Here is a 25346-nt window from a genome sequence, read left to right on the forward strand (position 1 = left end):
GTCAGCGACCGAGGTACTTGGACAGGTCCGCGTTCAGCGCATCACGGTCGACGTCCTGGCCGCCCTGCTGCCCCAGCCCGAAGGCCGAGCCGGACGGGGCGGGCGCCGCCGCGGGGCGGTTGCGCGCATCGGCCTCCTGCTGGGCGCGCTTGGCCGGGTTGCCCGACTTGCCCTTCACCTTGCGCTGCGGCGCCTGCTTGCCCTTGGACTTCTTGCCGCCCGGCAGCCCGCCGAACGCGCCCGGGGCGCCGCCGCCCATGCCCGGCATCTGCGGCATGCCGCCGCCGCGGGACATGGCCCGCATCATCTGCTGCGCCTGCTCGAAGCGCTTGATGAGCGAGTTGATCTGGGCGACCTCGGTGCCGGAGCCGGCCGCGATGCGCGAACGGCGCGAGCCGTTGAGGATCTTGGGGTTGTCGCGCTCGGCGGGCGTCATCGACTGGATGATCGCCTCGGTGCGCACGAGCTCGCGCTCGTCGAAGTTCTCGATCTGGTCCCGGATCTGACCCATGCCCGGGAGCATGGTCAGCATCTTCTTCATCGAGCCCATGTTCTTGAGCTGCTGCATCTGGCTGAGGAAGTCCGCGAGCGTGAAGTCCTCGCCCTTGGTGACCTTCTCCGCCATCCGCTCGGCCTCGGCCTTGTCGAACGTGCGCTCGGCCTGCTCGATCAGCGTGAGGATGTCGCCCATGTCGAGGATGCGCGACGCCATGCGGTCCGGGTGGAACACCTCGAAGTCGTCGAGCTTCTCGCCGGTGGACGCGAACATGATCGGGCGGCCGGTGACCTCCGCCACGGACAGCGCGGCGCCGCCGCGCGCGTCGCCGTCGAGCTTGGTGAGCACCACACCCGTGAAGTCGACGCCCTCCTTGAAGGCGGTCGCCGTGTTGACGGCGTCCTGGCCGATCATCGCGTCGATGACGAACAGGACCTCGTCGGGATCGAGCGCGGCGCGGATGTCCGCGGCCTGGCGCATGAGCTCGGCGTCGATGCCGAGGCGGCCGGCGGTGTCGACGATCACGACGGAGTGCTGGCGGTGCTCGGCCTCGCGCATGCCGCCCTGGGCGACGGCGACGGGGTTGCCGCGCGGCGTCTCGTCCTCACGGGTGACGCCGGGCTCCGGGGCGTACACGGGCACTCCCGCACGCTCGCCGACCACCTGGAGCTGGGTGACCGCGTTGGGTCGCTGGAGGTCCGCCGCGACGAGCAGCGGGGTCTGGCCCTGCTGCTTGAGGTGGTGCGCGAGCTTGCCCGCGAGCGTGGTCTTGCCCGCGCCCTGGAGGCCCGCGAGCATGATCACGGTGGGGCCGGTCTTCGCGAGGCGCAGCTGACGGGCCTCGCCGCCGAGGATCGCGACGAGCTCCTCGTTGACGATCTTGACGACCTGCTGGCCGGGGTTGAGCGCGCCCGAGACCTCGGCGCCGAGCGCACGCTCGCGGATGTTCGAGGTGAAGGTGCGGACCACCGGGACGGCGACGTCCGCATCGAGCAGGGCCCGGCGGATCTCGCGGATGGTGCCGTCGATGTCCGCCTCGGTGAGGCGGCCCTTGCCCCGCAGGCTGCGGAACGTCTCTGTCAGGCGATCGGAGAGGTTGGCGAACACACTTATCCCTTCACAACGTGCCCACCAGACTACCGTGACGCGGGAGGCTCGCCGGAGGCCAGCGCCTGCCGCGCGCGCTCGGTGAGCGCGTCGACCAGCTGGGCGCGCCACGCGGTCCAGACCTTCGGGCCGGCGGCCTTCGAGTCGGCCTCCGTGAGCGCGCGCAGCACGTCGAGCAGCTCGCCGCGATGCTCGACCGCGTCCAGCAGCGCCGCGACCGTCGCCGGGTCGTCGGGGTCGCGCGTGGTCGCCAGGATCGACAGCGTGAGGTGCTCGCGCACGAGCAGCTCGACGTCGTGCGCCGTCTCGTCGGACAGGCCCATCCGGGCCGCGATCGGGGGGATGAGCGCCGCGCCGTCCGTGGAATGGTCCGTCGCTCCGGCGCGCTTGCCGATGTCGTGCACCAGCGAGGCGAACAGCAGCAGGTCCGAGCGGTGGACGCCGCGGCGATGCTTCGCGGCGATCGTCACGGTCTCGAGCATGTGGCGGTCCACCGTGTACACGTGGATCGGGCTGCGCTGCGGACGGTTGCGCACGCCCGCCCACTCGGGGATCCAGCGCACTGCGAAGCCGTGCAGGTCGAGCGCCTCCCAGACCGGCACGAGGTGCGCGCTCGAACGCAGCAGGTCGCGCAGGTAGGTGCGCGCCTCCGGCGGCCACGGCTCGGGCAGGTCGGGCGAGCGCTGCAGCGAGTCGAGCAGCGTCGGGGTGAACGTCAGCCCGGTGCCGGCGGCGGTCGCGGCGGCGCGCAGCGGCAGCAGCGCGTCCGACTCGGGCGCGTACCCCGGCGCGAGCGCGAGCTCGCCGTCGACGTCGATGAGCCCCTGGGCCACGGGGACGTGACGCGGGGCGGCCGCGCGGCGGCGCGCGAGGAAGGCGCGCGAGCCCACGCCCGAACGCTCGAGGGCGCGCCGCGCCCCGCGCTCCGTGGTGTCGAGCGCGAACGCGATGGTGCGTCCCGCCTCCGCGATCGCGGCGAGCAGGTCGTCGGGGTCGTGGTGGCCGAGGCGGGCCGCGACCTCCGGGGCGACGTGGCGGCCGAGCACGTGGACGCCGCGACCGGTCTCGAGCTGGAGCGCGTCGCGCACGTCCATGAGCAGGTCGCCGGCCGCGTCGACCCTCCCGTGCGGGCGGTCGGTGAGCCACGTGGCGGACAGCGCGGTGAGGCTGACGTAGTCGCGCAGCCCTCCCCTGGCCTCCTTGAGGTGCGGCTCGATGAGGTAGGCGAGCTCGCCGTGGCGCTCCGCGCGGGCGCGTGACGCGGCCAGCAGGTCGGGCAGGCGCTTGCGCGCGGCCGCCCGCCAGTCCTGGTAGATGTGGGTGCGCGCCTGCAGCAGCAGCTGCTCGTCGCCCGCGATGAGGTGGAGGTCGAGCAGGCCGGCGGCCGCCGCCAGGTCCTTCGAGGCGACCTGGCGGCACTCGGTGAGGGTGCGCGTCGAGTAGTCGAGCTCGAGGCCCGCGTCCCAGATGGGGTACCAGAGGCGCTGCGCGAGCTCCGCGACGGCCTCCTTCGAGTGCGTCGAGCCGTCGTGGAGGATCACGAGGTCGAGGTCGGACGCCGGCCCCGCGTCGCCGCGGCCCACGGACCCGACGGCGCCGAACGCGACGCCCTCGATCATGCCGTGGCTGTGGTCGTCCCAGTGCTCCTTGAGGTGCGCGAACACCAGGTCCGCCATCGCCTGGCGGCGCTCACGGCCGGTCAGCCCGCTCGTCGCGAGCTGCTCGGCCTGCTCCCTCCTCAGACGCTTGAGGTCCCGCACCCCACGGGGGTGCGGGACCTCAGCGCGGGAGCCGTCGCGGCTCTCCATATGTCCGGCGGTCTCCCTGCTTAGAGGGCGTCCGCGCCGTGCTCGCCGGTGCGGACACGGGCCACGTCGTCGACGGGGACGACCCAGACCTTGCCGTCACCGATCTTGCCGGTCTGCGCGGCCGAGACGATCGCCTCGGTCACGGTCGCGGCGTCGGCGTCGTCCACGAGGACCTCGAGACGCGTCTTCGGGACCAGGTCCACCGTGTACTCCGCGCCGCGGTAGACCTCGGTGTGGCCCTTCTGACGGCCGTAGCCGGCCGCCTCGGAGACGGTGACGCCCTTGACGCCCGCGGCCTCGAGGGCCGCACGGACCTCGTCGACGCGGTGGGGCTGGATGATCGCGGTGACCAGCTTCATTACTTCGCCTCCTCGTAAGCGGTCTCGCCGTGCTCGGCGAGGTCGATACCCTGCACCTCGACATCCTCGCTGACGCGCAGGCCGATCGTCGCCTTGAGCGCCCAGCCGATGATCAGCGTGAGGACGAACGAGTAGACGATGGCCACGAGCGCGCCGATGATCTGCGAGCCGAGCTGGGTCCACCCACCACCGTAGAACAGGCCGTTGAGGGCGCCGTCCGGGGCCCACGTGGTGCCCTCGTCGAGGTTCGCGAAGAAGCCGATGAGGACCGTGCCGAGCACACCGCCGACGAGGTGGACGCCCACGACGTCGAGCGAGTCGTCGTAGCCGAACTTGTACTTGAGGCCCACCGCCATGGCGCAGACGACGCCGGCGAGGAAGCCGATGACCAGCGCGCCCCAGGTGTCGACCGCGGCGGCGGCCGGCGTGATGGCGACGAGGCCGGCGACGACGCCGGACGCGGCACCGAGCGAGGTGGCGTGACCGTCACGGATCTTCTCGACGAGCAGCCAGCCGAGGATCGCGATCGCCGGGGCGACCGTGGTGTTGAGGAACGCGCGACCGGCGGTCGCGTCCGCACCGAACTCCGAGCCGGCGTTGAAGCCGAACCAGCCGAACCACAGGAGCGCCGCGCCGAGCATGACGAAGGGCAGGTTGTGGGGCTTGAAGGGCTCCTTGCCGAAGCCCTTGCGGGTGCCGAGCAGGAGGGCGAGCGCGAGACCGGCGATACCGGCGTTGATGTGGACGACCGTTCCACCGGCGAAGTCGATCACCGTGCTGGGCTCGAAGGAGCCGAGGAGGCCGCCGCCCCAGACGCCGTGGGCGATGGGGGTGTAGACCAGGGTGACCCACAGGACCGTGAAGATGGTCCAGGCCGAGAACTTCATGCGGTCGGCCACCGAGCCCGAGATGAGCGCGACGGTGATGATCGCGAAGGTCGCCTGGAAGGCGGCCATGACGAGCGCCGGGACGCCGGTGCCGGCGCCGAGGCCGTCACCATCGGCGAAGCCGTTGAGGCCCACCAGGCCCGACGGGCTGCCCACGAGGCCGCCCAGCGTGTCGGAGCCGAAGGCGAGGCCGTAGCCGTAGACGACCCACACGACGGCGATGGTGGCGATGCTGATGAAGCTCATCATCATCATGTTGAGCACGGACTTCGCGCGAACCATGCCTCCGTAGAAGAACGCCAGGGCAGGCGTCATCAGGAGGACAAGAGCGGTCGCAACGATCATCCACGCGGTGTTGCCGGTATCCAGCGCGAATTCCATTGTTTCTCTCCCTCCGCTGACCCCGTGGCCAGCGATGGAGCCAGACTTGCCGACAACTGTTTCCCCTGGACGACCCCCGTGTTTCGGGACGGTTACATCAAAGGGGCTCAGGTAAAAGGTGCGTTGCGCAGGCGGGACAAAGGGAACGATGCGCGCGCCGGGCACGTACCGGCGGCCCCGGCGGCGATAACGCCGTCAGTCGCCGAGGAGCGAGTCGACGAAGCCCTCCGCGTCGAACGGCGCGAGGTCGTCGGCGCCCTCGCCGAGGCCGACGAACTTCACCGGGACGCCCAGCTCGCGCTGGACGGCGAGGACGATGCCGCCCTTGGCGGTGCCGTCGAGCTTCGTCAGCACGATGCCGGTGAGCGGCGCGACCTGGCCGAACACGCGGGCCTGCGTGAGCCCGTTCTGGCCGGTGGTCGCGTCGAGGACGAGCAGCACCTCCGACGGCGGGGCGACCTTCGACACGACGCGCACGATCTTGCCCAGCTCGTCCATGAGGCCCTGCTTGTTCTGCAGGCGGCCCGCGGTGTCGACCAGCAGGATCTCGGCCTGGTCCGCGCGGGCGCGGTCGGCCGCCTCGAAGGCCACGGACGCGGGGTCGGCGCCGTCGACGTGCGAGCGCACCACCGGCACGCCCACGCGGGTGCCCCAGGTCTCGAGCTGGTCGGCGGCCGCGGCACGGAACGTGTCGGCGGCGCCGAGCACGACGGTGCGGCCCTCGGCGACGAGCACGCGCGCGAGCTTGCCGACGGTGGTGGTCTTGCCCACGCCGTTGACGCCGACGACGATCGCAGAGCGCAGCTCGCCGTCGCCCGCCTCGCCCAGCGCGAGGGAGCGGTCGAGCGACGGGTCGACCACGTCGAGCAGCGCCGCCTTCAGCAGCGCGCGGGGGTCGGCGTCGGGGTCGGCCTTGACGCGGTCCTTGAGGTCGTCGAGCAGCGCGTCGGTCGCGCCGGCGCCCACGTCCGCCATGAGGAGGGTCTCCTCGAGCTCGTCCCAGTCGTCGGCGGACAGCGAGCCGCGGCGGAAGATCGCCAGGAGGGACTGCCCGAAGCCCGTGCCGACGCGGCGGCGCAGGCGGCCGAAGCGGTGATCCACCGCCTCCGGCGTCTCGACGGCGGGCGCCTCCTCGACGGGGGCGGCCTCCTCGACCGGCGCCTCGACCGGCGCCTCGACGGCCTCCGCCACGGCCTCCTCGACGGTCGGCGCGGGGGCGACCGGCGCATCGTCCGCGCGCGGCGGCGCCTCCTTCGGCGGGGCCTGACGGCCCTTGCCGACGAGGGCGGCACCGACGCCGCCGAGCACCACGAGGCCCGCGACGATCGTCACGAGCAGGTCGTTGTCACCAGGGATCCACGAGATGTCCACGGGCACAGTCTGTCAGGTGGCCGGGCGCCGCGGGGAGGCCCGGACCCTCGCTCAGGCGCGGTGGCGGGCGGTGTGCGGGGTGACGACGTGGAGGGCCGCGGTGTCGCGCGCGAGCTCGCCGACCACGTCGAGCGTGGGGGCGGGACGGTCGACCTCGTCGTACAGGTGCTCGGTCACGGGCCTGCGCTCGTCGGCCCCGAGGATGAGGCGGACGACGCGGCGGCCCCGGCCCTCGGCCGCGAAGGCGGCGACGAAGACGATGGCGGCGACGAGGCCGCCGACAAGGAGGGTCCCCTCCATCGCGCTGAACATCAGGTGCTCTCCCGGCTCCCCGGCGCGGCGGCCGGACAAGTCATGACAAAGAGGGACAGGCGTCCCACGGGGAGAACGTGTCGGGGCGGCGGATGTTCCCGCCTCCGCGGCGAAGGGTGGTCTGCCAGGCGGGTCAGGCCGCGTCGTCGTCACGCAGGCGCTGGCTGATGACCGTGGTCACGCCGTCGCCGCGCATCGTCACGCCGTAGAGCGCGTCCGCGATCTCCATCGTGCGCTTCTGGTGCGTGATGACGATGAGCTGGGAGTCCTCCTGCAGCTCCTTGAAGATCTCCAGGAGCCGGCCCAGGTTGACGTCGTCGAGGGCGGCCTCGACCTCGTCCATCACGTAGAACGGGCTGGGGCGCGCCTTGAAGATCGACACGAGCAGCGCGACCGCGGTGAGCGAGCGCTCGCCGCCGGACAGGAGCGACAGCCGCTTGACCTTCTTGCCCGCGGGGCGCGCCTCGACCTCGATGCCCGTGGTGAGCATGTGCTCGGGGTCGGTGAGCACGAGCCGGCCCTCGCCGCCCGGGAACAGGCGCGGGAACACGCGGTCGAACTGCGCGGCCGTGTCCGCGAAGGCCTCCGCGAAGATCACCTCGACGCGCTCGTCGATCTCCTTGACGATCGTGAGGAGGTCCTCGCGCGAGCGCTTGATGTCGGCCAGCTGGTCGGTGAGGAACTTGTGGCGCTCCTCGAGCGCGGCGAACTCCTCGAGCGCGAGCGGGTTGACGCGGCCCAGCTGGTTCATCGCGCGCTCCGCCTGGCGCAGGCGCTTCTCCTGCTGCTCGCGGACGAACGGGACCGCCTCGGGCGCGGCGTCCGGGTCGTCGTCCGCCCCCTCCCCCACCACGGGCACGCCGAGGTGCGGGCCGTACTCCTCGACGAGCCGGTCGGGGTCCATGCCGAGCTCGTCGACCGCCCGGCGGCGCAGCTGCTCGAGGCGCACGTTCTGCTCGGCGCGCGCGACCTCGTCGCGGTGCGCGTCGTCGGTGAGGCGGGCGTGCTCGGTGGACAGCTCGTCGACGCTGCGGCGCACCTCGGCGAGGCGCGTGGTGCGCTCGGCACGCTCCGCCTCGACGGCGGCGCGCGCATCGTCCGCCTGCTGGACCGATGCGTCGATGAGGGCCAGGGCGTCGCGGCTGCCGGCGATGACCTCGCGCGCGGCCTGCGCCTGACGCTCCCGGCGGGCGGCGGCGGCCTCCGCGCGCACGCGCGCCTCCCGCTCCGCGATCGCGGCGCGCTCGAGGCTCTCCGCGCGGGCGGCGAGCGCGCGGGCGCGCTCCTCGGAGGTGCGCAGCGCGAGGCGCGCCTCGGTCTCCTTGGCACGGGCGGCGCGCGCGTTCACCTCGTCCTCGTCGCGGCGCTCCTGGGCCGCGCGGGTGTCGGCCTCGAACTGCTCGGGCTCCGCCTGCGCGGCGGCGAGGCGCTCGGCGAGGCTCTGCAGCTCGTCCTCGTCGGCCTGGAGGCGGCCGTGCGCCTGGTCGAGCTGGTCGGTGAAGCGCTCGGCCTCGGCCTTGGCGGCGCGCGTCTGGGCGCCCAGCTGGTGGAGCCGCTCGGCGACGGACGCCATGCGCGCGTCCGCCTCGTTGAGGCGCGCGAGCGTCCGCTCGTGGTGACCGCGGGCGTCGGCGTCGGCCGCCTCGGCCTCGCGCAGCCGCTGCTCGGTGCGCTCGACCTCGATCGCGGCGGCGTCGCGCTTGTCGCGCGCGTCGTCGAACGCGGCCTGCACGTGGATGACGCTGGGCGCGTCGCCGGCGCCGCCCGAGGCGGTGCGGCCGCCGAGCACGTCGCCGCGGCGGGTGACGGCGGTGACCTCGCGATGCGCGGTCACGAGCGCGCGCGCGGCGGCGAGGTCCTCGACGACGGCGACGCCCGCGACGAGCGCGCGCACCGTCGCGAGCAGGCCGGCGGGGCCGTCGACCAGGTCGGTGGCCCAGGCGGCGCCCGCGGGCAGGTCGATCGGCGGGTTGGTCGCGGTCGCGGCCGGGTCGGACACGAGGAAGCGGGCGCGCCCGGCGTCCTCGTCGCGCAGCCACCGGATCGCGTCGACGGCGTCCTCGACGGAGTCGACCGCGAGGGCGTCGGCGAGCGGGCCGAGCGCGGCCGCGATGGCGTCCTCCGCATCGTCCCTCACCTCGACGAGCGAGGCGACCGTGCCGACCACCGCGCGGGTGCCGCTCGCGAGGAGCGCGCCGGCGCCGTCCTTGCGCACGAGCGACAGCTCGAGGGCCTCGCCGCGCGCGGCCCAGGTGTCGCGCTCGCGCATGGCGGCGTGGAGGGCGTCCTTGAGCTCGGCGACCGCGGCCTTCGCCTTCTCCCATGCCTCGGTGGCGGCCTCGTGCTGGACGTCGAGGCCCTCCTCCCCCGGGTCGACGGCGGCGACGGACGTCTCGACGTGCTGGAACTCGGCGTTCGCATCGTGCGCGCGCTTCTCGGCGGCGGCGAGCTGGTCGCGGAGGCGGCCGATCTCGGCCTCGCCGGACTCGACCCGCGAGCGCTTGGCGGCGACCTGGCCGGCGAGGCGGGCGACGCCTTCGCGGCGGTCCGCGACGGAGCGCAGGAGGTTGGCGTGGTGGCGGTCGGACTGGAACGCGGCGTCCTCGGCGTCCTTGCGCGCCGCGATCGCGGCCTCGAGCGCGTCGGCCGCGGCGGCGACCTCCGCCTCGAGCTCGGCGCGCGCGACCCTGGCGCGCTCGACCTGCTCGTCCAGGTCGACCAGGTCCGTGGGCGGCGCCTCGCTCTGCGTCGAGCCGAGCATGCGCACGCGCTCATCGGCGAGGGTGGTCAGGTTGCGCAGCCGCTCGCGGATGGCGCTGAGGCGGTAGTAGATGTCGTTCGCCCGGGTCAGCGCGGGGGCGGCCTCCGCGGACTGACGCTCGAGCTCGGCGAGCATGGCGCGCGCCTCGGTGAGCGCCTGCTCGACGGTCGCGCGGCGCTCGAGCAGCGCCGTCTCGTCGGCCTGATCCTTGGACATGGACTCCGACAGCGTCGCGATGTCGTCGGCGAGCAGGCGCGACCGCGCGTCGCGGACGTCGATCTGGATGCGCTGGGCCTGACGCGCGACCTCGGCCTGCTTGCCCAGCGGGCCCAGCTGGCGGCGGATCTCCCCCGTGAGGTCCTGCACGCGGGTGAGGTTGGCCTGCATCGAGTCGAGCTTGCGCAGCGCCTTGTCCTTGCGGCGGCGGTGCTTGAGGATGCCGGCGGCCTCCTCGATGAAGTGGCGGCGCTCCTCGGGGGTCGCGCGCAGCACGGCGTCGAGCTGGCCCTGGCCCACGATGACGTGCATCTCCCGGCCGAGCCCCGAGTCGGACAGCAGGTCCTGGATGTCGAGCAGGCGGCACGCCGAGCCGTTGATGGCGTACTCGGAGCCGCCCGACCGGAACAGGGTGCGGCTGATCGTCACCTCGGTGTAGTCGATCGGCAGCGCGCCGTCGGTGTTGTCGATGGTGAGCGACACCTCGGCGCGGCCCAGCGGCGCGCGGCCGGACGTGCCCGCGAAGATGACGTCCGCCATCTGGCCGCCGCGCAGCGTCTTGGCGCCCTGCTCGCCCATCACCCACGCGAGCGCGTCGACCACGTTCGACTTGCCCGAGCCGTTCGGGCCGACCACACACGTGACGCCCGGCTCGAACTCGAGGGTGGTCGCCGACGCGAAGGACTTGAAGCCTCGCAGCGTCAGCGTCTTGAGATGCATGGGGCGAGTGTAGGGGAGCCGCTCCCGTGCTCGGGGGAGGCGCGTGGGCCTCCCCTCAAGAGGCGCGAGGCCGGCGCGGGACCATGCCCGGCCGGCCGTCGCATCGTCCCCGGTGAGGTCAGAGGCCGGGGAACCAGATCCCGATCTCGCGCTCGGCGGACTCCACCGAGTCGGAGCCGTGCACGATGTTCTGGATGACCGGCAGGTCCCACGTGCGCGCGAGGTCGCCGCGGATCGAGCCGGGCGCGGCGGTGGTGGGGTCGGTGGTGCCGGCGAGGACGCGGAAGCCCTCGATGACGCGCTGACCCTCGGCGACGACCGCGAGGACGGGGCCGGACAGCATGAACTCGACCAGCGGGTCGTAGAACGGCTTGCCGACGTGCTCGGCGTAGTGCTCGGCGAGCAGCTCGGGGGTGGCGAGGCGGAGCTCGACCGCCGCGAGGGTGTAGCCCTTCGCCTCGACCCGGCGGAGCACCTCCCCCGCGAGTCCGCGCTTCACGCCGTCGGGCTTGACCAGGATGAGGGTGCGTTCCGTCATGACCCGGAGCCTAGCGGGCGTGATCGCTCCGGCAGCGGATCGTGCGATCCTCGCGGCGGATCTCGGTCTACGGCTGCACCTGGTGCGACCTCGCGCATCGGCCCCGGGGCGGGCGCCCGGCGCCGATCGCATCATCCGATGCCGTCGACGCCGATGACCCCCGCGAGCCCGCACGATCCGATGCCGCGGGCCTCGGCACCCTCGTCACGGCGCCGCCGCCCACGAGCGTGACACCATAGGACCCGTGATCACGCTCGACGACTTCGACACGTACCCGGACTTCCCCCTCGAGGGGATCCTCTTCTACGACATCGCCCCCATCCTCGCGAGCCCCGAGCGCTTCCGCGAGGCGTGCATCCAGCTGATGCCGCCCACGGGGGCGCCGGTCGACATCGTCGCGGGCGTCGACGCGCGCGGGTTCATCTTCGCGCCGGTGGTCGCGCAGACGCTCGACGTCGGCATGGCGATGGTGCGCAAGAAGGGCAAGATGCCCGGCGTCGACCTGCTCGAGTCCTCCGCCACGATCGAGTACGGCGCGCGCGACCTCGCGGTCAGCGCGGGCTCGGTCGAGGGCCGCCACGTGCTCGTGATCGACGACGTGCTCGCGACCGGCGGCACCGCCCGCGCGGTCGCGGAGATGCTCGAGCGCGGCGGCGCCACCTCGGTCCGCTTCAGCTTCCTCATCGAGATCGGCGGGCTCGACGGCCGCGCCGCGCTCGAGGGCTACGACGTCACCTCGGTCGTCGTCGTCTGAGGGGACGATGCGCCGACCGGGTCCCTAGCGGCGGTACCCGGTCGCCCAGCGCACGCCGAGCAGGACCAGCGGCACGAGCGCGAGGGTCGCGAACGACACCTCGTACGCGATGAAGCCCTGGCTGATCTCCATCGGCACCGGGTCCTGCTCGCGCAGGTAGCCCGCGTGGACGGCGATCCCCGTGACGAGGGCCGCGCCGGAGAACACGATGATCGCCACGAGGAACCACGGCGGCAGCTGGCGCGTCTCCGGGTGCGCGTGCAGGAACCGTGACCAGCGGGTCAGCGCGTAGAACAGCGACGCGTAGAGCAGCAGCAGGCCCACGAACATCAGGCCGTACACGGGCAACGACGGCCGCCCGAGGCCCGCGGACGCGTTGAGCGACGCGTGCTCGAGCTGCCAGAAGATGAGGCCGAGGCCGAGCACGCCCAGCGCAAGCGCGGCGCCCATGCGCCACAGGAAGCCGCTCACGCCGGCTCGCCGCCGACGGCCTCCCCGCCGCCCGCCTGGGGCGCCTCGGCGGCGGCCCGCTCGGCCCGCTCGCGGTCGATCCGGGTGCCCAGCCGCAGGCCCACGATCCACGTGAGCAGGAAGCACACGCCCACCACGCCGATGGTCGAGTCGAGGAACCAGCCGAGCACCATCGGGACCTGCAGCGCCCACCCGAGCCACCGGCCCCAGCGCGTGGCCTGCTTCCCTGCCGCGTAGCCGAAGCCCACGATGAGCAGCAGGCCCCCACCCCACAGGACGGCGCCCGGGATGTCGACCTCCCCCGCGCGGTCGAGCCCCCACAGCGCGAGCAGGGTGAACAGCGCGGCGAGCGCCTGCAGCCCGAGCACGGCCTGGCAGAAGGTCAGCGTCGCGGAGCGCTGCGGTCGCGCGCCCGTGGGCTGCGGCTGCGGCTGCGCGGTCATCGGGCGCGCCCCTGGCCCTTGCGGCGGTCCGCGCTGGTGAGCATGCGTGCCTCCGCGACGAGCGTGATCGAGCCGACCACGAGCACGCCGGCGCCGAGGTCGTTGTCGCGCTCGGAGCGCTGGACCGCGGCGTCGAGCGCGTCCGGCAGCGAGTCCGCGGCGGTGACGCGCTCCTCGCCGAAGATCTCGGCGGCCAGGCTCGCGAGCCTGTCCACGGGGATGGCGCGCGGGGAGGACGATGCGGTGATCACCACGTGCGCGAGCGCGGGCTCGAGCGCGGCGAGGATGCCCTCGGCGTCCTTGTCGTCGAGGATGCCGACCACGCCCACGAGCGTCTCGAAGGCGAACGACTCCTCGATCGCGTCGACCATCGCGTCGATGCCGTGCGGGTTGTGCGCGGCGTCGACGAGGATGAGCGGCGACGTGCGGACCGCCTCGAGGCGGCCGGGGGAGGTCACGGCCGCGAAGGCCGCCTCGACGGTGTCGCCGGCGAGGGACATGGGTGCGCCGTCGCCGAGCAGCAGCTCGGTCGCGGCGAGCGCGAGCAGCGCGTTGTGCGCCTGGTGGGCGCCGTAGAGCGGCACCAACAGGTCGGCGTAGGTGGCGGCCGGGGTGCGCAGCGTGACGAGCTGACCGCCCACGCCGGGCTGGCGCTCGACCACCTCGAGCTGCGAGCCCTCCCAGTACGCGGACGCGCCGCGCTCCGCGACGGCAGCCTCGAGCACGGGCAGCACCGCGGTCGACTGCTCGGAGATCACGACGGCGGCGCCGTCCTTGATGATGCCGGACTTCTCGGAGGCGATGTCGGCGAGCGTGTCGCCGAGCCACTGCTGGTGGTCCAGGCCGATGGGCGTGATGACCGCGACGGCGCCGTCGGCGACGTTGGTCGCGTCCCACACGCCGCCCATGCCGACCTCGATCACCGCGACGTCGACCGGGGCGTCCGCGAACGCGGCGTACGCGAGCACGGTGAGGACCTCGAAGAAGCTCATGCGCGGGCCGCCGGCCTCGACGGAGCGCGCGTCGACCAGGTGGAGGATCGGCGCGACCTCGAGCCACAGACGCACGAAGGCCTCGCGCGAGATGGGCTCGCCGTCGACCTGGATGCGCTCGCGCACCGAGCTGAGGTGGGGCGACGTGAACAGGCCGGTGCGGAGCCCGTGCTCGCGCACGAGCGCCTCCGCCATCCGCGCGGTCGAGGTCTTCCCGTTGGTGCCGGTGAGGTGGATCACCTTGAAGGCGTGCTGTGGGCTGCCCAGCAGGTCGCACGCGTCGCGGACGCGGTCGATCGTGGGCTCGAAGTCGTGCTCGGGGTTCCGGGAGACGATGTGCGCGTAGATCTCGCGCTCGGCCTCCTCGAGGCTCAGGCCACCGAGGTCAAGGTCGGTCATGGCTCAAGTGTGTCATGTCGCCGTGAAGCGACGATGCGGCGGTCACCCCCGCTCGGGCGACCGCCGCATCGTGCTCGGACGGGTCAGGCGGGGACGGCCCCGGCGCCGCCCGCGTCGTCGACGCGCCGGCGGTCGTCGGCGGCCTCGACCGGGGCGTCCGCGGCGTCCGCGGCGGCGACGACGGTCTCCGCGTCGACGGTCACGGGCATGTGGGTCGCCTGCAGGTGCTGGCGCGCCTCGGCCACGAGGGTGATCGAGCCGGCGATGAGCACGCCCGCCTCCCCCTCGGCCTCGCCCGCGAGCGTGGTGGCCATCTGCACCGCGTCGGGCACCGACGGCGCGACGCGCACGCGGTGGGCGCCGAAGATCGCGCGGGCCCGCTCGGCGAGCTCCTCCGCCTCCGAGGCGCGGCGCGACCGGGTCTGGGTGATGATCACCTCGTCCATGAGGCCGGCGAGCCCCGCGAGGATGCCGTCGGCATCCTTGTCGGCGAGCACCGCGACCACGCCGTACAGGCGGTCGAAGGTGAAGGTCTCGCGCAGCGTGTCGGCGAGGGCCGCGATGCCGTGCGGGTTGTGCGCGGCGTCGACGACCACGGTCGGCTCGGCGGACACGACCTCCATGCGGCCCGGCGAGGTGGCGCCCGCGAAGCCGCGGGCCACGGCGGGAAGGCTCAGCGCGCGCGGCACGCCGGCGCCCATGAACGCCTCGCACGCGGCGAGCGCGATGAGCGCGTTCTGCGCCTGGAACTCGCCGTGCAGCGGCACGAATACGTCGACGTAGTTGCGCGACGCGGTACGCATCGTCACGACCTGGCCGCCGGGGACCACGCGGCGGGACGCGACGGACATGTGCGCCCCCTCCCAGAACACGGAGGCCTGGCGCTGCGCGGCGGCGGCGACGATGATCTGCGCCGCCTCGTCCTTCTGCAGCGCGCTCACGACGGTCGCGCCGGGCTTGATGATGCCCGACTTCTCGTGGGCGACGCCGGGCAGGCCGCCGACGAAGTACTTGTCGTGGTCGCGCGCCATGGGCGTGAGGACGGCGACGCGGCCGTCCGCGACGTTGGTGGCGTCGCGCAGGCCGCCGATGCCGACCTCGAGCACGAGCGCGTCGACGCCGGCGTCCGCGTAGGCGACGAAGCCGAGGACCGTGAGGACCTCGAAGAAGCTCATGCGCGGACCGCCGCGCTGGAGCGACGCCTGGTCGACGGCGTGGATCGCGGGCGACACCTGCTGCCACAGGCGCACGAGGGCGTCCTGCGCGAGGGGCGCGCCGTCGATCATGATGCGCTCGCGCAGCGTGGTGAGGTGCGGCGACGTGAACAGGCCCGTCGAGAGGCCGTGGGCGCGCAGGACCGACTCGATCATGCGGCTCGTGGAGGTCTTCCCGTTGGTGCCGGTCACATGGATGATGTCCAGCCCGCGATGGGGGTCGCCGAGGAGCGAGAGCGCCTGCGTGACGCGTAGGAGCTTGGCCTCATGGTCGGCCTCGGGAATGCGGGCGAAGATGTGCGCGTCGATCTCGCGCTCGGCCTCGGTGAGGCTCAGTTCGGGGAAGACATCCGTTGTCACGAGAAGCAATTGTGCGGCACGTTCCGGGGTGCTCGTGACACGTTTTTCCACGCACCTCCCGGCATCCGATGACACGCGAGGATACCAGGCATATCACCGCTATTTCGGGCGTGTTTCGCGACACTTCGCGACACGCCGGTGCGCGACACGCCGCCCCGGGCGCCGGGACGGCCTCCGGACGGCCCCGACGGGGCCCCGCGCCGCCGCACGGGGCCGCCCTCGCCCATGCACGGACCGCGCCCCGCGGCGGAAAAACGTGACGAACCCCCGAAGCGGTGCGATACCAGGCATCACGATCGCGTAAGCACGCACGGAAATGCCGTGACAGGGGCCGCCGGGCGCTGTATGTTGTCTCGACGGTTGCCGCACATGCTGAGGGGGATTGCGTGACCGAGTCGATGGAGCCTGCGCGCGACCAGCCGGTCGCGGGGTGGTACGTCGACCCGTTCGATGCGGGTGCGACGCGCTACTGGGACGGCGCCGCCTGGACCGCCCACACGCGGCCGCTCGAGGTGGAGCCGGAGCCCGCGCCTGCCCGCAAGCACCGCATCGGCCTCGCGGCCGTGCTGGGCGTGATCGCGTGGGTGCTGCTGCTGGGCATCGCGCTGGTCGCGATCGCGGCGATCGCCCAGCGGGACCAGATGCGTGCGCACGACTCGTCCGACGGCGCCGGCGAGGTCGTGACGTCGGCCGCGGCTCCCGCGCGTTCGGCGGCGGGCGTCGACCTCGCCGCGCTCGGCGCGCGGGTGTCCGCCCCCATGGCCGCGTACGCGGACGTCACCTGCTGACGGCGCCCTCGGCCACGGGGGCGGGAGCCGCATCGTCACCCGCCTCGAAGAGGCGGGTCGAGAGGTAGCGGTCGCCGCGGTCGCACGCGATGAACACCACGGTCGACCCCGGCTCCTCCGCCGCGATCTCGAGCGCGATCGCGGCCGCGCCTCCCGAGCTCATGCCCACGAGCAGGCCCTCCCGGCGGGCCAGCGCGCGCGTGGTGGCGACGGCCCGCTCCTCGGTGACGGTGCGCACCTCGGCGATGTGGGTCGGGTCGTACACGCGCGGCAGGTACTCGGCGGGCCACGCGCGGATGCCCGGGATGCGCGCGCCGTCCGCGGGCTGGACGCCCACGACGCGCACGTGCGGCGCGAGGGCATGCAGACCCCGCGACAGGCCCGTCACGGTGCCCGTGGTGCCCATCGACGACACGACGTGGGTGACGGTGCCGCGGGTCTGCTCCCAGATCTCCGGGCCGGTGCCCACCTCGTGGGCGCGCGGGTTGGCGGGGTTGGAGAACTGGTCGAGCCGCACCGCGCCCGTCTCCGCCGCGATCCGCTCCGCGGTGTCGCGGGCGAGCTCCATGCCGCCCGCCGCATCGGTCTCGACCACCTCGGCGCCGTAGGCCGTCATCGACAGCGCCCGCTCGCGCGACGAGCCCGCGGGCATCACGAGCACCATGCGGTAGCCCTTGACGGCGGCCGCCGCCGCGAGCGCGATGCCCGTGTTCCCGCTCGTCGCCTCGACCAGCGTCGCCCCGGGGACGATGCGGCCGTCGCGTTCGGCGGCGTCGATCATCGAGAACGCCGGCCGGTCCTTGACGGAGCCGGCGGGGTTGTCGCCCTCGAGCTTGGCGAGCACCATCCCGCCGCCGGCGACGGGCAGCCGCTGGAGGCGCACGATCGGCGTGCGGCCGACCAGCTCGGCGAGGGTCGGGGGCGCGAAGGGCGTGTCCATGCGCACCATCATGCGGCAATACCCCTGCTCTCCCCGGATCCTCCCGCGCGCGCTACGGTGGCCGAGGAGGTTCCCATGCCCGCTCTCGTCGTCTGCCGCGGCGCCGCCGCCGGCCAACCCGGGGGCGGCGCGCGCCTCGTGGACCCCGACAGCGCCATCGTCACGGCCACCGACGCGGGGCTCACGCGCGGCGACGGCGTGTTCGAGACGGTAGGCGTGCACGACGGGCGCATGCACGACCTCGAGCCTCACCTCGAGCGCCTCGCGCAGTCGGCGGCGATGCTCGACCTGCCCGCGCCCGACACCGGCGAGATGAGGGACGCGATCGCGCTCGCGGTGCGGACCCTGCTCGAGTCGCTGCCCGGCACGCCGCCGACGGCCCTGGCGAAGGTCGTGTACACCCGCGGCCCCGACCACGGCCCGGGCGCCGGGCGACCCACGGGCTTCGTCTATGCCGACGTGTTCCCCGACGTCTCGCGCGAGCGCGCCGAGGGCGTCGCGGTCATCACGCTCGACCGCGGCTACCCGCGCGGCGTCGGCGAGCACGCGCCGTGGCTGCTCGCGGGCGCGAAGACGCTGTCCTACGCGATCAACATGGCAGCCGAGCGGCACGCCAAGGCGCGCGGCGCGCAGGACGCGATCCTCACCACCACGGACGGGTACGTGCTCGAGGCGCCCCGCGCGAGCGTGCTGGCGCGCCTGGGCGATTCGCTGGTCACCCCCGCCACCGAGGGCGGCCTGCTGCACGGCACGGCGCAGCGCGCGGCCTTCGCGTCGTTCGGCGCGCGCGGGCTCGCGTGCTCCTACCGCGACCTCACGGTGGCCGAGCTCGAGTCCGCCGACGCCGTGTGGCTGACCGACTCGGTGCAGCTGCTGCGCCCGGTCCGCGAGCTCGACGGGCGCTCGCTCGTGGTCGACGCCGGGCTGACCGCCGCCGTCAACGCCGACCTGCTCGCGGGCGGCTGAGCCCGAGCGATCGCACGGTGCGCGCGGCCCTCCTCCACACGGATTCTGCACCTCTCGGCCAGCGACCAGGGACGATGCGCGCGAAAGGTCACGATTCGCGCCGCCCGAGCGCCTCGTGTGTGGGCCAGCGCATCGGCGCGCGGGGCGGCTACTCCCCCGTCGCCACCGGGCGGCCCTGGTGCGACCACGCGGACCACGAGCCCGCGTAGAGCGCCGCGGGGATGCCCGCGATCTCGAGCGCGGCGATCTGGTGCGCCGCGGTCACGCCGGAGCCGCAGTACGTCGCGACCTGCGTGTCCGCGCCGACGCCAAGGCCCGCGAAGCGGACCACGAGCTCCTCGCGCGACAGGAACGTGCCGTCCGCCGCGACGTTCCCCGTGGTGGGCGCGTTGATCGCGCCCGGGATGTGCCCGGCGACGGGGTCCATGGGCTCGACCTCGCCGCGGAAGCGCTCGCCCGCGCGCGCGTCGAGCAGCGCGCCGTGGCGCGGCCACCCCTCCGCGCCGTCCGCGTCGACCACCGGCATGCCGCCCCAGCCGAGCGTCACCGTGCCGAGCGCCGGCTCGACCGTCCCGGCCTCGACCTCGAGGCCCGCCGCGGCCCACGCCGCGAACCCGCCGTCGAGGATCCGGACGTTGGCGACGCCGGCGTGGCGCAGCAGCCACCAGGCGCGCGCCGCGCCGAAGCCGTGGCCGGCGTCGTAGACCACCACGTCCTCGCCGTCGCGCATGCCCCAGCGGCGGGCCGCCTCCTGGAACGCCTCGGGTGTCGGGAGCGGGTGGCGACCCTCGCGCGGGTCGCCGATGTCGGCGAGCTCGGTGTCGAGGTCGACGTAGACCGCGCCCGACAGGTGCCCGGCCGCGTGATCGTCGAGGCCGTTCGGCTTGGCGAGCGACCAGCGGACGTCGAGCAGACGCGGGGGCGCGAACGATGCGAGCGCCGCGGCGAGCTCGGACGGCGAGATGAGCACGGTCATGGGTTCCTCCTCCGGTCCGGACACTACCGACCGGATCTGCTGGGCACGGTCTCGACCCCGACACGCCGGCGGTTCGGGGCGACACGCCGGTCATCACCGGCGTGTCGCCCGCGAAACCGTGCGGAGCGGATCGGGGGTCGGGGATTGGTCGCTGGCTAGGCCTTCGCCACCGCGATGGCCTGCTCGCCCTCGCGGACCTCGACGGAGACCGCGAGCACCTCGCCCGCGATGAGGGCCTCGTGCGTCGCGACGGCGGCGACGCGCGCGGCGGGCACCGTGAGCGACAGCACGATGCGGTCGGACACGTTGAGCCCCGCGCTCTTCCTCTCGTCCTGGATCGCGCGGATGAGGTCGCGGGCGAAGCCCTCGGCCTCGAGCTCGGGCGTGATGGCGGTGTGCAGGAGCACGAACCCGCCGCCGGGCAGCACCGACGCCGCCGTCTCGCCGTCGGCGTCACCGCCGATCACGGTCGCGAGCTCGTACTCGCCCTCGACCAGCGCGATGCCGCCGGAGACCACCTCGCCGGAGGCGGACTCCGACCAGTCGCCGGTCTTCGAGCCCTTGATCGCGGCCTGCACGTCCTTGCCGATGCGCGGGCCGGCCGCGCGGGCGTTGACGGTGAGGCGGCGCTCGACCGGGTTCGCGGCGGTGAACGCCTCGACGGTGACGGACGCGACCGCCTTGACGTTGAGCTCGGACGCGATGAGGCCCACGTATGGGCGCAGCTCCTCGGGCGACGGCACCGCGACCTCGAGCGCGGTCAACGGCTGGCGGACGCGGATCTGCTCCTTCTTGCGCAGCGCGTGGGCCGAGGACACGACCTCGCGCACCTGGTCCATCACGCCGCCCAGCGACGAGTCCGCCCACGCGGCGGGCGCGACCGGGTAGTCGGTGAGGTGCACCGAGCGCTCGCCCGTGAGGCCGCGGTAGATCTCCTCGGAGATGAGCGGCAGCAGCGGCGCCGCGAGGCGCGTGAGCGTCACGAGCACCGTGTACAGCGTGTCGAACGCGTCCTGGTCCTCCTCCCAGAACCGGTCGCGCTGGGTGCGCACGTACCAGTTGGTGAGCAGGTCCATGTAGACGCGCAGCGACTCGGACGCGCCGGGCACGTCGAACGCCTCCATCTGCCCGGTCACCTCGGAGACCAGCTCCGCGGTCTTGGCCAGCACATACCTGTCCATCACGGGCAGCGACGCGACCCGCGCATCGTCCACGTGCACGCCCAGGACCCCTTCCCCGCCGCGAGCGGCGCCCGCGTACAGCGTGAAGAAGTAGTACGTGGACCACAGCGGCAGCAGCACCTGGCGGACGCCCTCGCGGATGCCCTCCTCGGTGACGATGAGGTTGCCGCCGCGCAGGATCGGCGACGACATGAGGAACCAGCGCATCGCGTCGGAGCCGTCGCGGTGGAACACCTCGTTGACGTCCGGGTAGTTGCGCAGCGACTTGGACATCTTGCGGCCGTCCGAGCCCAGGACGATCCCGTGCGAGACGCACGTCTTGAACGCCGGGCGGTCGAACAGCGCCGTCGCGAGGACGTGCATGACGTAGAACCAGCCGCGGGTCTGGCCGATGTACTCGACGATGAAGTCCGCCGGGTTGTGCGTGTCGAACCAGTCGCGGTTGTCGAACGGGTAGTGCACCTGGGCGAACGGCATCGACGCGGAGTCGAACCACACGTCGAAGACGTCGCTGATGCGGCGCATCGTCGCCTTCCCGGACGGGTCGTCGGGGTTGGGGCGAGTGAGGTCGTCGATGAAGGGACGATGCAGGTTGGGCTCGCACTTGTCGTCCAGCGGGAGCGTGCCGAAGTCGCGCTCGAGCTCCTTGAGCGAGCCGTACACGTCGGTGCGCGGGAACGCCGGGTCGTCCGAGACCCACACCGGGATCGGGGTGCCGAAGTAGCGGTTGCGCGAGATGGACCAGTCGCGCGCGCCCTCGAGCCACTTGCCGAACTGGCCGTGCTTGATGTGCTCGGGCACCCAGGTGATGTCCTCGTTGAGCTCGACCATGCGGTCGCGGAACTCCGTGACGCGGATGAACCACGAGCCCACCGCGCGGTAGATCAGGGGGTTGCGGCAGCGCCAGCAGTGCGGGTAGCTGTGGTCGTAGGTCTCGTGGCGCAGGACGATGCCCGCCGCCTTGAGGTCGGCGATCACGTGCGGGTTCGCCTCGAACACCTGCTGGCCCTCGTACTGCGGGAACTCCGCCGTGAAGCGGCCCTTCGAGTCGATCGGGATGACGGGCTCGATGCCGGCCTCCTGGCACACGGCCATGTCGTCCTCGCCGAAGGCAGGCGCGAGGTGGACGATGCCGGTGCCGTCCTCGGTGGACACGTAGTCCGCGGGGAGCACCTGGTGGACGTTGTCGCGGTCCGCGTAGGTCGCGAACGGTGCGGCGTAGCGCAGCCCCGCGAGCTCGCGGCCGAGCACGTCGCCGACGATGCGCGCGTGGTCGGGGGTGGCCTCCTCGCCCGGGGCGGGCAGCGCGCCGAGCTCGCGGGCGTAGGACGCGACGCGGGCCTTCGCGAGCACGATGCGGCGGCCGGCGAACGCCGACGCCTCGCCCGGCTCGACGATCACGTACTCGATGTCCGGGCCCACGGCCGCGGCGAGGTTGGACGGCAGGGTCCACGGCGTGGTGGTCCACACGATCAGCGACGCGCCGTCCAGGTCCGCGGACACGGACTCGCCGTTCAGCAGCGGGAACAGCACGGTCAGCGCCGGGTCCTGGCGCATCGCGTAGACGTCGTCGTCCATGCGCAGCTCGTGGTTGGACAGCGGGGTCTCGTCGCGCCAGCAGTACGGCAGCACGCGGAAGCCCTCGTAGGCGAGGCCCTTGTCGTACAGGGACTTGAAGGCCCAGATGACGGACTCCATGAAGGTCACGTCGAGCGTCTTGTAGTCGTTCTCGAAGTCGACCCAGCGCGCCTGGCGGGTGACGTACTGCTCCCACTCCTTGGTGTACCTCAGCACCGACTGCTGGCACGCGTCGTTGAACGCCGCGATGCCCATCTCCTCGATCTGGGACTTGTCGGTGATGCCGAGGATGCGCTCCGCCTCGAGCTCCGCGGGCAGGCCGTGCGTGTCCCAGCCGAAGCGACGCTCGACGCGCCTGCCGCGCATCGTCTCGAAGCGCGGGACCACGTCCTTGGCGTACCCCGTCAGCAGGTGGCCGTAGTGCGGCAGGCCGTTCGCGAAGGGCGGGCCGTCGTAGAAGACGAACTCGTTGTTGCCCTCGTCGGTGCGCGCGGGACGGTTGTCGATCGACGCCTGGAAGGTCTTGTCGGCCTCCCAGTACGCCAGCACGTCCGTCTCGATCGACGGCAGGTGCGGCGACGGCGGCACCTCGGCGTGGGCGCCCTGCTCGGAGCTGCGGTGAAGGGGGTAGCGCGCGGCGGTCATGAGGTCCTCGTGTGGTGGTCCTGGCGTGTCTCTCGTGCGAGGACGCCCCGCCCCGAGGGACGATGCGCGGTACCACCCCGCTTGCCTCCCCACCCGGGCGGGCGGAGGGGCCTCTCATGATCGCTGTGACGGGCTGCCCGTGCGGGTCTACTGAGGCCGAGGCCTGTTCTTCCGCAAGCTCTCCGGTGATGGCCGGGTCGACGCTGCTGCGTCCCAGTGTAGGGCAGGCGTCCCGCGGCTCACAGCGGCCCGAGCGCGGCACGGACGGCCTCGCGGAGGGACGATGCGTCGGGCCGCCGGAGCACGGCACCGACGTGCCGGTCGGGGCGCACCACCGCGACGTCGCCGCGGTAGAGGCGCGTGCCGGGCGGCGGGCTCTCGACGCGCACGGCCGTCGGGCCCGCGGGAGGCGCGGGCGGGTCGCACGCGACCGCGAGCACGAACGCCCGACCCGGCTCGAGGGCTGTGGCTCCGAGGTCCGGCACGCGCCGGCCCACGGGACCGGTGCGCTGGCCCGCGCGCAGCCGCACGACGTCCGCGGGCCGGTACCGCAGGTCGCGCATCGTGAGCCGGCGCGCGAGGGCGCGCGTGAACCACGGCAGCCGCGTGGCGGCGCGCAGCGCGAGGAAGGCGGGCGGGCGCAGCCACGGCGGGGTGCGGAACTCGAGCAGCCCGTTGAGGCGCGCGCGGCGGGCCACCGTGTCCGCGATCCGCTCGCGCTCGCGCGCGTACCCGTCGAGCATCGCGTCGGCGGCGGCGTGGTCGCCCGTGTCCTCGGCGCGCAGCGCGGCGGCGAGGGACCACGCGAGGCACTCGGCGTCCTGAAGGCCCTGGTTCATGCCCTGCCCGCCCGCGGGAGACACGAGGTGCGCGGCGTCACCGGCCAGCAGCACGCGGGGCGCGGCCCGGAAGGACGGCACCCGCGCCTGGTAGGCGGCGGTCCGGCTCTCCCACACGACGCGGACCGGATGGTCGCCGAAGATCGTGCGCGCCAACTCCTCGGCGGGCTCGGGGACCGTGCCGCGCCGCGCGGCGATGACGCGCCAGCGGCCGCCGTCGAGCCGGATGGCGGCGAGCAGGCCGGGGCGGTCGGCCGCGAGCAGCACCGGCGGCAGGTGCCCGCCGCCGTCGACGTCCACGTCGCACACGAGCAGCGCGACGTCGAGCGCCTCGCCCTCCTGGCGCGCCCCCACCGCCTCGCGCACCCGCGAGCGCGCGCCGTCGGCGCCCACCACGTACGCGGCGCGCATGCTCAGCCGGTCGCCGTCGGGCCACGCGAGGCCGACGGTGACGCCCGCATCGTCCGCCCGCACCTCGACCACCTCGCCGCGCACCGTGCGGATCAGGCCGGACGCGGCGACGGCGGCGCGCAGGACGGCCTCCGTGGCCGGCTGCGGCAGGACCACGAGGCCCGGACGCGCGCCCCCGGTCCCTTGCGCGCGGAGGTCGACCCGGAAGATCGGCCGGCCGGTCGCGACGGCCACCGGCGCGAGCACCTCGCGCGGCTCGCCCGCCGCGACGACGGCATCGGCGAGGCCCCACGCGTCGAGGGCGTCGAGGGTGCGCCCCCAGGCGCCGAACGCCTTGGACTCGGCGGACGGCTCGGCCCGGCGCTCGACCAGCACGGAGCGCACGCCGTGGTGGGCCAGCCCGAGCGCGACGGCCATGCCGACGGGCCCCGCGCCCACCACGATCACCCGCTCGCCGTCCGCCGTCACCCGCCGACCACCTCCCCTCCCCATTGAGCCACGGGCGGCCGCGCCGGACCGGTCGGCTCGCCCGGCACGCCGGGCGTTGCGGGGGCACACTGGTGGCGAGCGGCGCCGCCCATGCGCGCCGGACGCCGCACGTCCCCCCAGGCGCGCAGGAGGCGATCATGCTCAAGGACAGCACCGCGACGGCCTGCTTCTCCACGGACTCCAAGGCGCGAGCCAAGGAGTTCTACGTCGACACGCTCGACATCCCGCTCTTCATGGAGACCGACGACACGATCGTGCTGCAGTTCGCGGACGGCACCCGCGCGCTCATCTACGAGAAGGAGGACCACGTCCCCGCCGCCCACACCGTGCTGGTGCTGTCGGGCAAGGACGTCGAGGACGAGGTCGGCCAGCTCAAGGCGCGCGGCATCGAGATCGCGGACCTGGACTTCACCGACCCCGACGGGATCGCTCGCGACGACGCGATGCCGCCGACCGCGTGGTTCCAGGACCCCGCGGGCAACTGGATCGCCGTCGGCGAGATGCCGGCATGAGCGGCGACGGCTCGGCGCTCGGCGGCGCGGCCGCGTTCGGGAGCTTCTCCACGGACTCGGTCGAGGCGGCGCGCGGCTTCTACGCCGACACGCTCGGGCTGGACGTCGAGCACCACGACGACGAGGGCATGGGGCCGATGCTGCGCCTGCGCCACCCGGGCGGCGGGTCGACGCTCATCTATCAGAAGGACGACCACCAGCCCGCGACGCACACGGTGCTCAACTTCGCGGTCGACGACTTCGAGTCCACGATGGAGAGGCTGCGCGGGCGCGGCGTCGCGTTCGCGCAGCTGCCGTGGACCGACGAGGACGGGGTCGCGCGCGACCCCGAGGGGCGCTCCCCCACGATCGCCTGGTTCAAGGACCCCGCCGACAACTGGATCGCGGTGATGGAGGCCGACGGGGAGTCCTGACCATGCATCGACCCTGGTG

General features: G+C 73.6%; 21 protein-coding genes. 5 read left to right on the plus strand and 16 right to left on the minus strand.

Annotated features, from left to right (window positions below; genetic code table 11):
* Window position 1: 1 nt before the first annotated feature.
* The 8 genes from ffh to ndk all read right to left on the minus strand — a co-directional run bounded on the left by ffh (window position 2) and on the right by ndk (window position 10956).
* Window positions 2-1603 carry a signal recognition particle protein gene (ffh, locus tag AOM04_RS00285; protein ID WP_062460607.1) on the minus strand — a complete coding sequence of 534 codons (1602 nt, stop codon included), beginning with the start codon at window positions 1601-1603 and terminating at the stop codon, window positions 2-4.
* Between the two features lie 29 nt (window positions 1604-1632).
* Window positions 1633-3363: a [protein-PII] uridylyltransferase family protein gene (locus AOM04_RS00290; RefSeq protein ID WP_228373566.1), complete on the minus strand. Its 1731-nt coding sequence runs from the start codon at window positions 3361-3363 to the stop codon at window positions 1633-1635.
* Between the two features lie 68 nt (window positions 3364-3431).
* Window positions 3432-3770, minus strand: coding sequence for a P-II family nitrogen regulator (locus tag AOM04_RS00295; protein ID WP_042215355.1), 339 nt, complete (start codon window positions 3768-3770; stop codon window positions 3432-3434).
* Complete coding sequence (locus tag AOM04_RS00300; RefSeq protein WP_062460612.1) at window positions 3770-5038, minus strand: ammonium transporter; 1269 nt, start codon at window positions 5036-5038, stop codon at window positions 3770-3772. Before AOM04_RS00300 ends, AOM04_RS00295 begins: the two co-directional genes overlap by 1 nt.
* A gap of 195 nt (window positions 5039-5233) precedes the next feature.
* Entirely contained in the window at window positions 5234-6409 is a 1176-nt protein-coding gene (ftsY, locus tag AOM04_RS00305; RefSeq protein ID WP_228373567.1) for a signal recognition particle-docking protein FtsY, read from the minus strand.
* 51 nt (window positions 6410-6460) lie between these two features.
* Complete coding sequence (locus AOM04_RS00310) at window positions 6461-6709, minus strand: hypothetical protein (RefSeq protein ID WP_062460615.1); 249 nt, start codon at window positions 6707-6709, stop codon at window positions 6461-6463.
* 145 nt (window positions 6710-6854) lie between these two features.
* Window positions 6855-10418: a chromosome segregation protein SMC gene (smc, locus tag AOM04_RS00315; RefSeq protein WP_062460618.1), complete on the minus strand. Its 3564-nt coding sequence runs from the start codon at window positions 10416-10418 to the stop codon at window positions 6855-6857.
* A gap of 118 nt (window positions 10419-10536) precedes the next feature.
* Entirely contained in the window at window positions 10537-10956 is a 420-nt protein-coding gene (gene ndk, locus AOM04_RS00320; protein WP_062460621.1) for a nucleoside-diphosphate kinase, read from the minus strand.
* Between the two features lie 244 nt (window positions 10957-11200).
* Between ndk and AOM04_RS00325 the strand changes: the two genes are divergently transcribed.
* Window positions 11201-11710 (plus strand): adenine phosphoribosyltransferase, encoded by a 510-nt coding sequence (locus AOM04_RS00325; RefSeq protein ID WP_169816387.1) that lies wholly within the window; start codon window positions 11201-11203, stop codon window positions 11708-11710.
* 24 nt (window positions 11711-11734) lie between these two features.
* On the opposite strand, the gene AOM04_RS00330 is transcribed toward AOM04_RS00325, so the two are convergent.
* The 4 genes from AOM04_RS00330 to AOM04_RS00345 all read right to left on the minus strand — a co-directional run bounded on the left by AOM04_RS00330 (window position 11735) and on the right by AOM04_RS00345 (window position 15589).
* Entirely contained in the window at window positions 11735-12181 is a 447-nt protein-coding gene (locus tag AOM04_RS00330; RefSeq protein WP_062460627.1) for a hypothetical protein, read from the minus strand.
* Window positions 12178-12624 (minus strand): DUF4233 domain-containing protein, encoded by a 447-nt coding sequence (locus tag AOM04_RS00335; protein ID WP_062460630.1) that lies wholly within the window; start codon window positions 12622-12624, stop codon window positions 12178-12180. Before AOM04_RS00335 ends, AOM04_RS00330 begins: the two co-directional genes overlap by 4 nt.
* Window positions 12621-14015, minus strand: a complete 1395-nt coding sequence (locus tag AOM04_RS00340) for a bifunctional folylpolyglutamate synthase/dihydrofolate synthase (protein ID WP_062460633.1) — start codon at window positions 14013-14015, stop codon at window positions 12621-12623. Before AOM04_RS00340 ends, AOM04_RS00335 begins: the two co-directional genes overlap by 4 nt.
* An 83-nt stretch (window positions 14016-14098) precedes the next feature.
* Complete coding sequence (locus AOM04_RS00345; RefSeq protein ID WP_169816388.1) at window positions 14099-15589, minus strand: bifunctional folylpolyglutamate synthase/dihydrofolate synthase; 1491 nt, start codon at window positions 15587-15589, stop codon at window positions 14099-14101.
* 386 nt (window positions 15590-15975) lie between these two features.
* Between AOM04_RS00345 and AOM04_RS00350 the strand changes: the two genes are divergently transcribed.
* Window positions 15976-16377, plus strand: coding sequence for a DUF2510 domain-containing protein (locus tag AOM04_RS00350; RefSeq protein WP_062460635.1), 402 nt, complete (start codon window positions 15976-15978; stop codon window positions 16375-16377).
* Here AOM04_RS00350 and cysM read toward each other — a convergent pair.
* Window positions 16367-17317, minus strand: coding sequence for a cysteine synthase CysM (cysM, locus tag AOM04_RS00355; protein WP_062462226.1), 951 nt, complete (start codon window positions 17315-17317; stop codon window positions 16367-16369). The two genes, AOM04_RS00350 and cysM, sit on opposite strands and share 11 nt — an antisense overlap.
* A gap of 75 nt (window positions 17318-17392) precedes the next feature.
* On the opposite strand from cysM, the gene AOM04_RS00360 reads away from it, so the two are divergent.
* Entirely contained in the window at window positions 17393-18283 is an 891-nt protein-coding gene (locus tag AOM04_RS00360) for an aminodeoxychorismate lyase (protein WP_062460638.1), read from the plus strand.
* Between the two features lie 148 nt (window positions 18284-18431).
* On the opposite strand, the gene AOM04_RS00365 is transcribed toward AOM04_RS00360, so the two are convergent.
* The 3 genes from AOM04_RS00365 to AOM04_RS00375 all read right to left on the minus strand — a co-directional run bounded on the left by AOM04_RS00365 (window position 18432) and on the right by AOM04_RS00375 (window position 24381).
* Window positions 18432-19259, minus strand: coding sequence for a sulfurtransferase (locus tag AOM04_RS00365; RefSeq protein WP_062460641.1), 828 nt, complete (start codon window positions 19257-19259; stop codon window positions 18432-18434).
* A 155-nt stretch (window positions 19260-19414) separates the two neighbouring features.
* The gene (ileS, locus tag AOM04_RS00370; RefSeq protein ID WP_062460644.1) at window positions 19415-22663 is read right to left on the minus strand and encodes an isoleucine--tRNA ligase; all 3249 of its coding nucleotides are present in this window, start codon (window positions 22661-22663) and stop codon (window positions 19415-19417) included.
* A 239-nt stretch (window positions 22664-22902) separates the two neighbouring features.
* Window positions 22903-24381 (minus strand): FAD-dependent oxidoreductase, encoded by a 1479-nt coding sequence (locus AOM04_RS00375; RefSeq protein ID WP_062460647.1) that lies wholly within the window; start codon window positions 24379-24381, stop codon window positions 22903-22905.
* Between the two features lie 158 nt (window positions 24382-24539).
* Between AOM04_RS00375 and AOM04_RS00380 the strand changes: the two genes are divergently transcribed.
* Window positions 24540-24914 carry a VOC family protein gene (locus AOM04_RS00380; protein ID WP_062460650.1) on the plus strand — a complete coding sequence of 125 codons (375 nt, stop codon included), beginning with the start codon at window positions 24540-24542 and terminating at the stop codon, window positions 24912-24914.
* A complete protein-coding gene (locus tag AOM04_RS00385) occupies window positions 24911-25327 on the plus strand; it encodes a VOC family protein (RefSeq protein WP_062460653.1) in 417 nt (138 codons plus the stop codon). The genes AOM04_RS00380 and AOM04_RS00385 overlap by 4 nt, the downstream gene beginning before the upstream one ends.
* Window positions 25328-25346 lie beyond the last annotated feature (19 nt).

The organism is Demequina soli, from assembly GCF_000971195.1.
GTDB classification, from domain to species: Bacteria; Actinomycetota; Actinomycetes; order Actinomycetales; family Demequinaceae; genus Demequina; species Demequina soli.

Bases quoted from the DNA above. Each gene is read 5' to 3' on its own strand.
- AOM04_RS00295 (WP_042215355.1), bottom strand. From the start codon at position 3,770: ATGAAGCTGGTCACCGCGATCATCCAGCCCCACCGCGTCGACGAGGTC.
- AOM04_RS00300 (WP_062460612.1), bottom strand. From the start codon at position 5,038: ATGGAATTCGCGCTGGATACCGGCAACACCGCGTGGATGATCGTTGCG.
- AOM04_RS00310 (WP_062460615.1), bottom strand. From the start codon at position 6,709: ATGGAGGGGACCCTCCTTGTCGGCGGCCTCGTCGCCGCCATCGTCTTC.
- smc (WP_062460618.1), bottom strand. From the start codon at position 10,418: ATGCATCTCAAGACGCTGACGCTGCGAGGCTTCAAGTCCTTCGCGTCG.
- ndk (WP_062460621.1), bottom strand. From the start codon at position 10,956: ATGACGGAACGCACCCTCATCCTGGTCAAGCCCGACGGCGTGAAGCGC.
- AOM04_RS00335 (WP_062460630.1), bottom strand. From the start codon at position 12,624: ATGACCGCGCAGCCGCAGCCGCAGCCCACGGGCGCGCGACCGCAGCGC.
- AOM04_RS00340 (WP_062460633.1), bottom strand. From the start codon at position 14,015: ATGACCGACCTTGACCTCGGTGGCCTGAGCCTCGAGGAGGCCGAGCGC.
- cysM (WP_062462226.1), bottom strand. From the start codon at position 17,317: ATGGACACGCCCTTCGCGCCCCCGACCCTCGCCGAGCTGGTCGGCCGC.
- AOM04_RS00360 (WP_062460638.1), top strand. From the start codon at position 17,393: ATGCCCGCTCTCGTCGTCTGCCGCGGCGCCGCCGCCGGCCAACCCGGG.
- AOM04_RS00365 (WP_062460641.1), bottom strand. From the start codon at position 19,259: ATGACCGTGCTCATCTCGCCGTCCGAGCTCGCCGCGGCGCTCGCATCG.
- ileS (WP_062460644.1), bottom strand. From the start codon at position 22,663: ATGACCGCCGCGCGCTACCCCCTTCACCGCAGCTCCGAGCAGGGCGCC.
- AOM04_RS00380 (WP_062460650.1), top strand. From the start codon at position 24,540: ATGCTCAAGGACAGCACCGCGACGGCCTGCTTCTCCACGGACTCCAAG.
- AOM04_RS00385 (WP_062460653.1), top strand. From the start codon at position 24,911: ATGAGCGGCGACGGCTCGGCGCTCGGCGGCGCGGCCGCGTTCGGGAGC.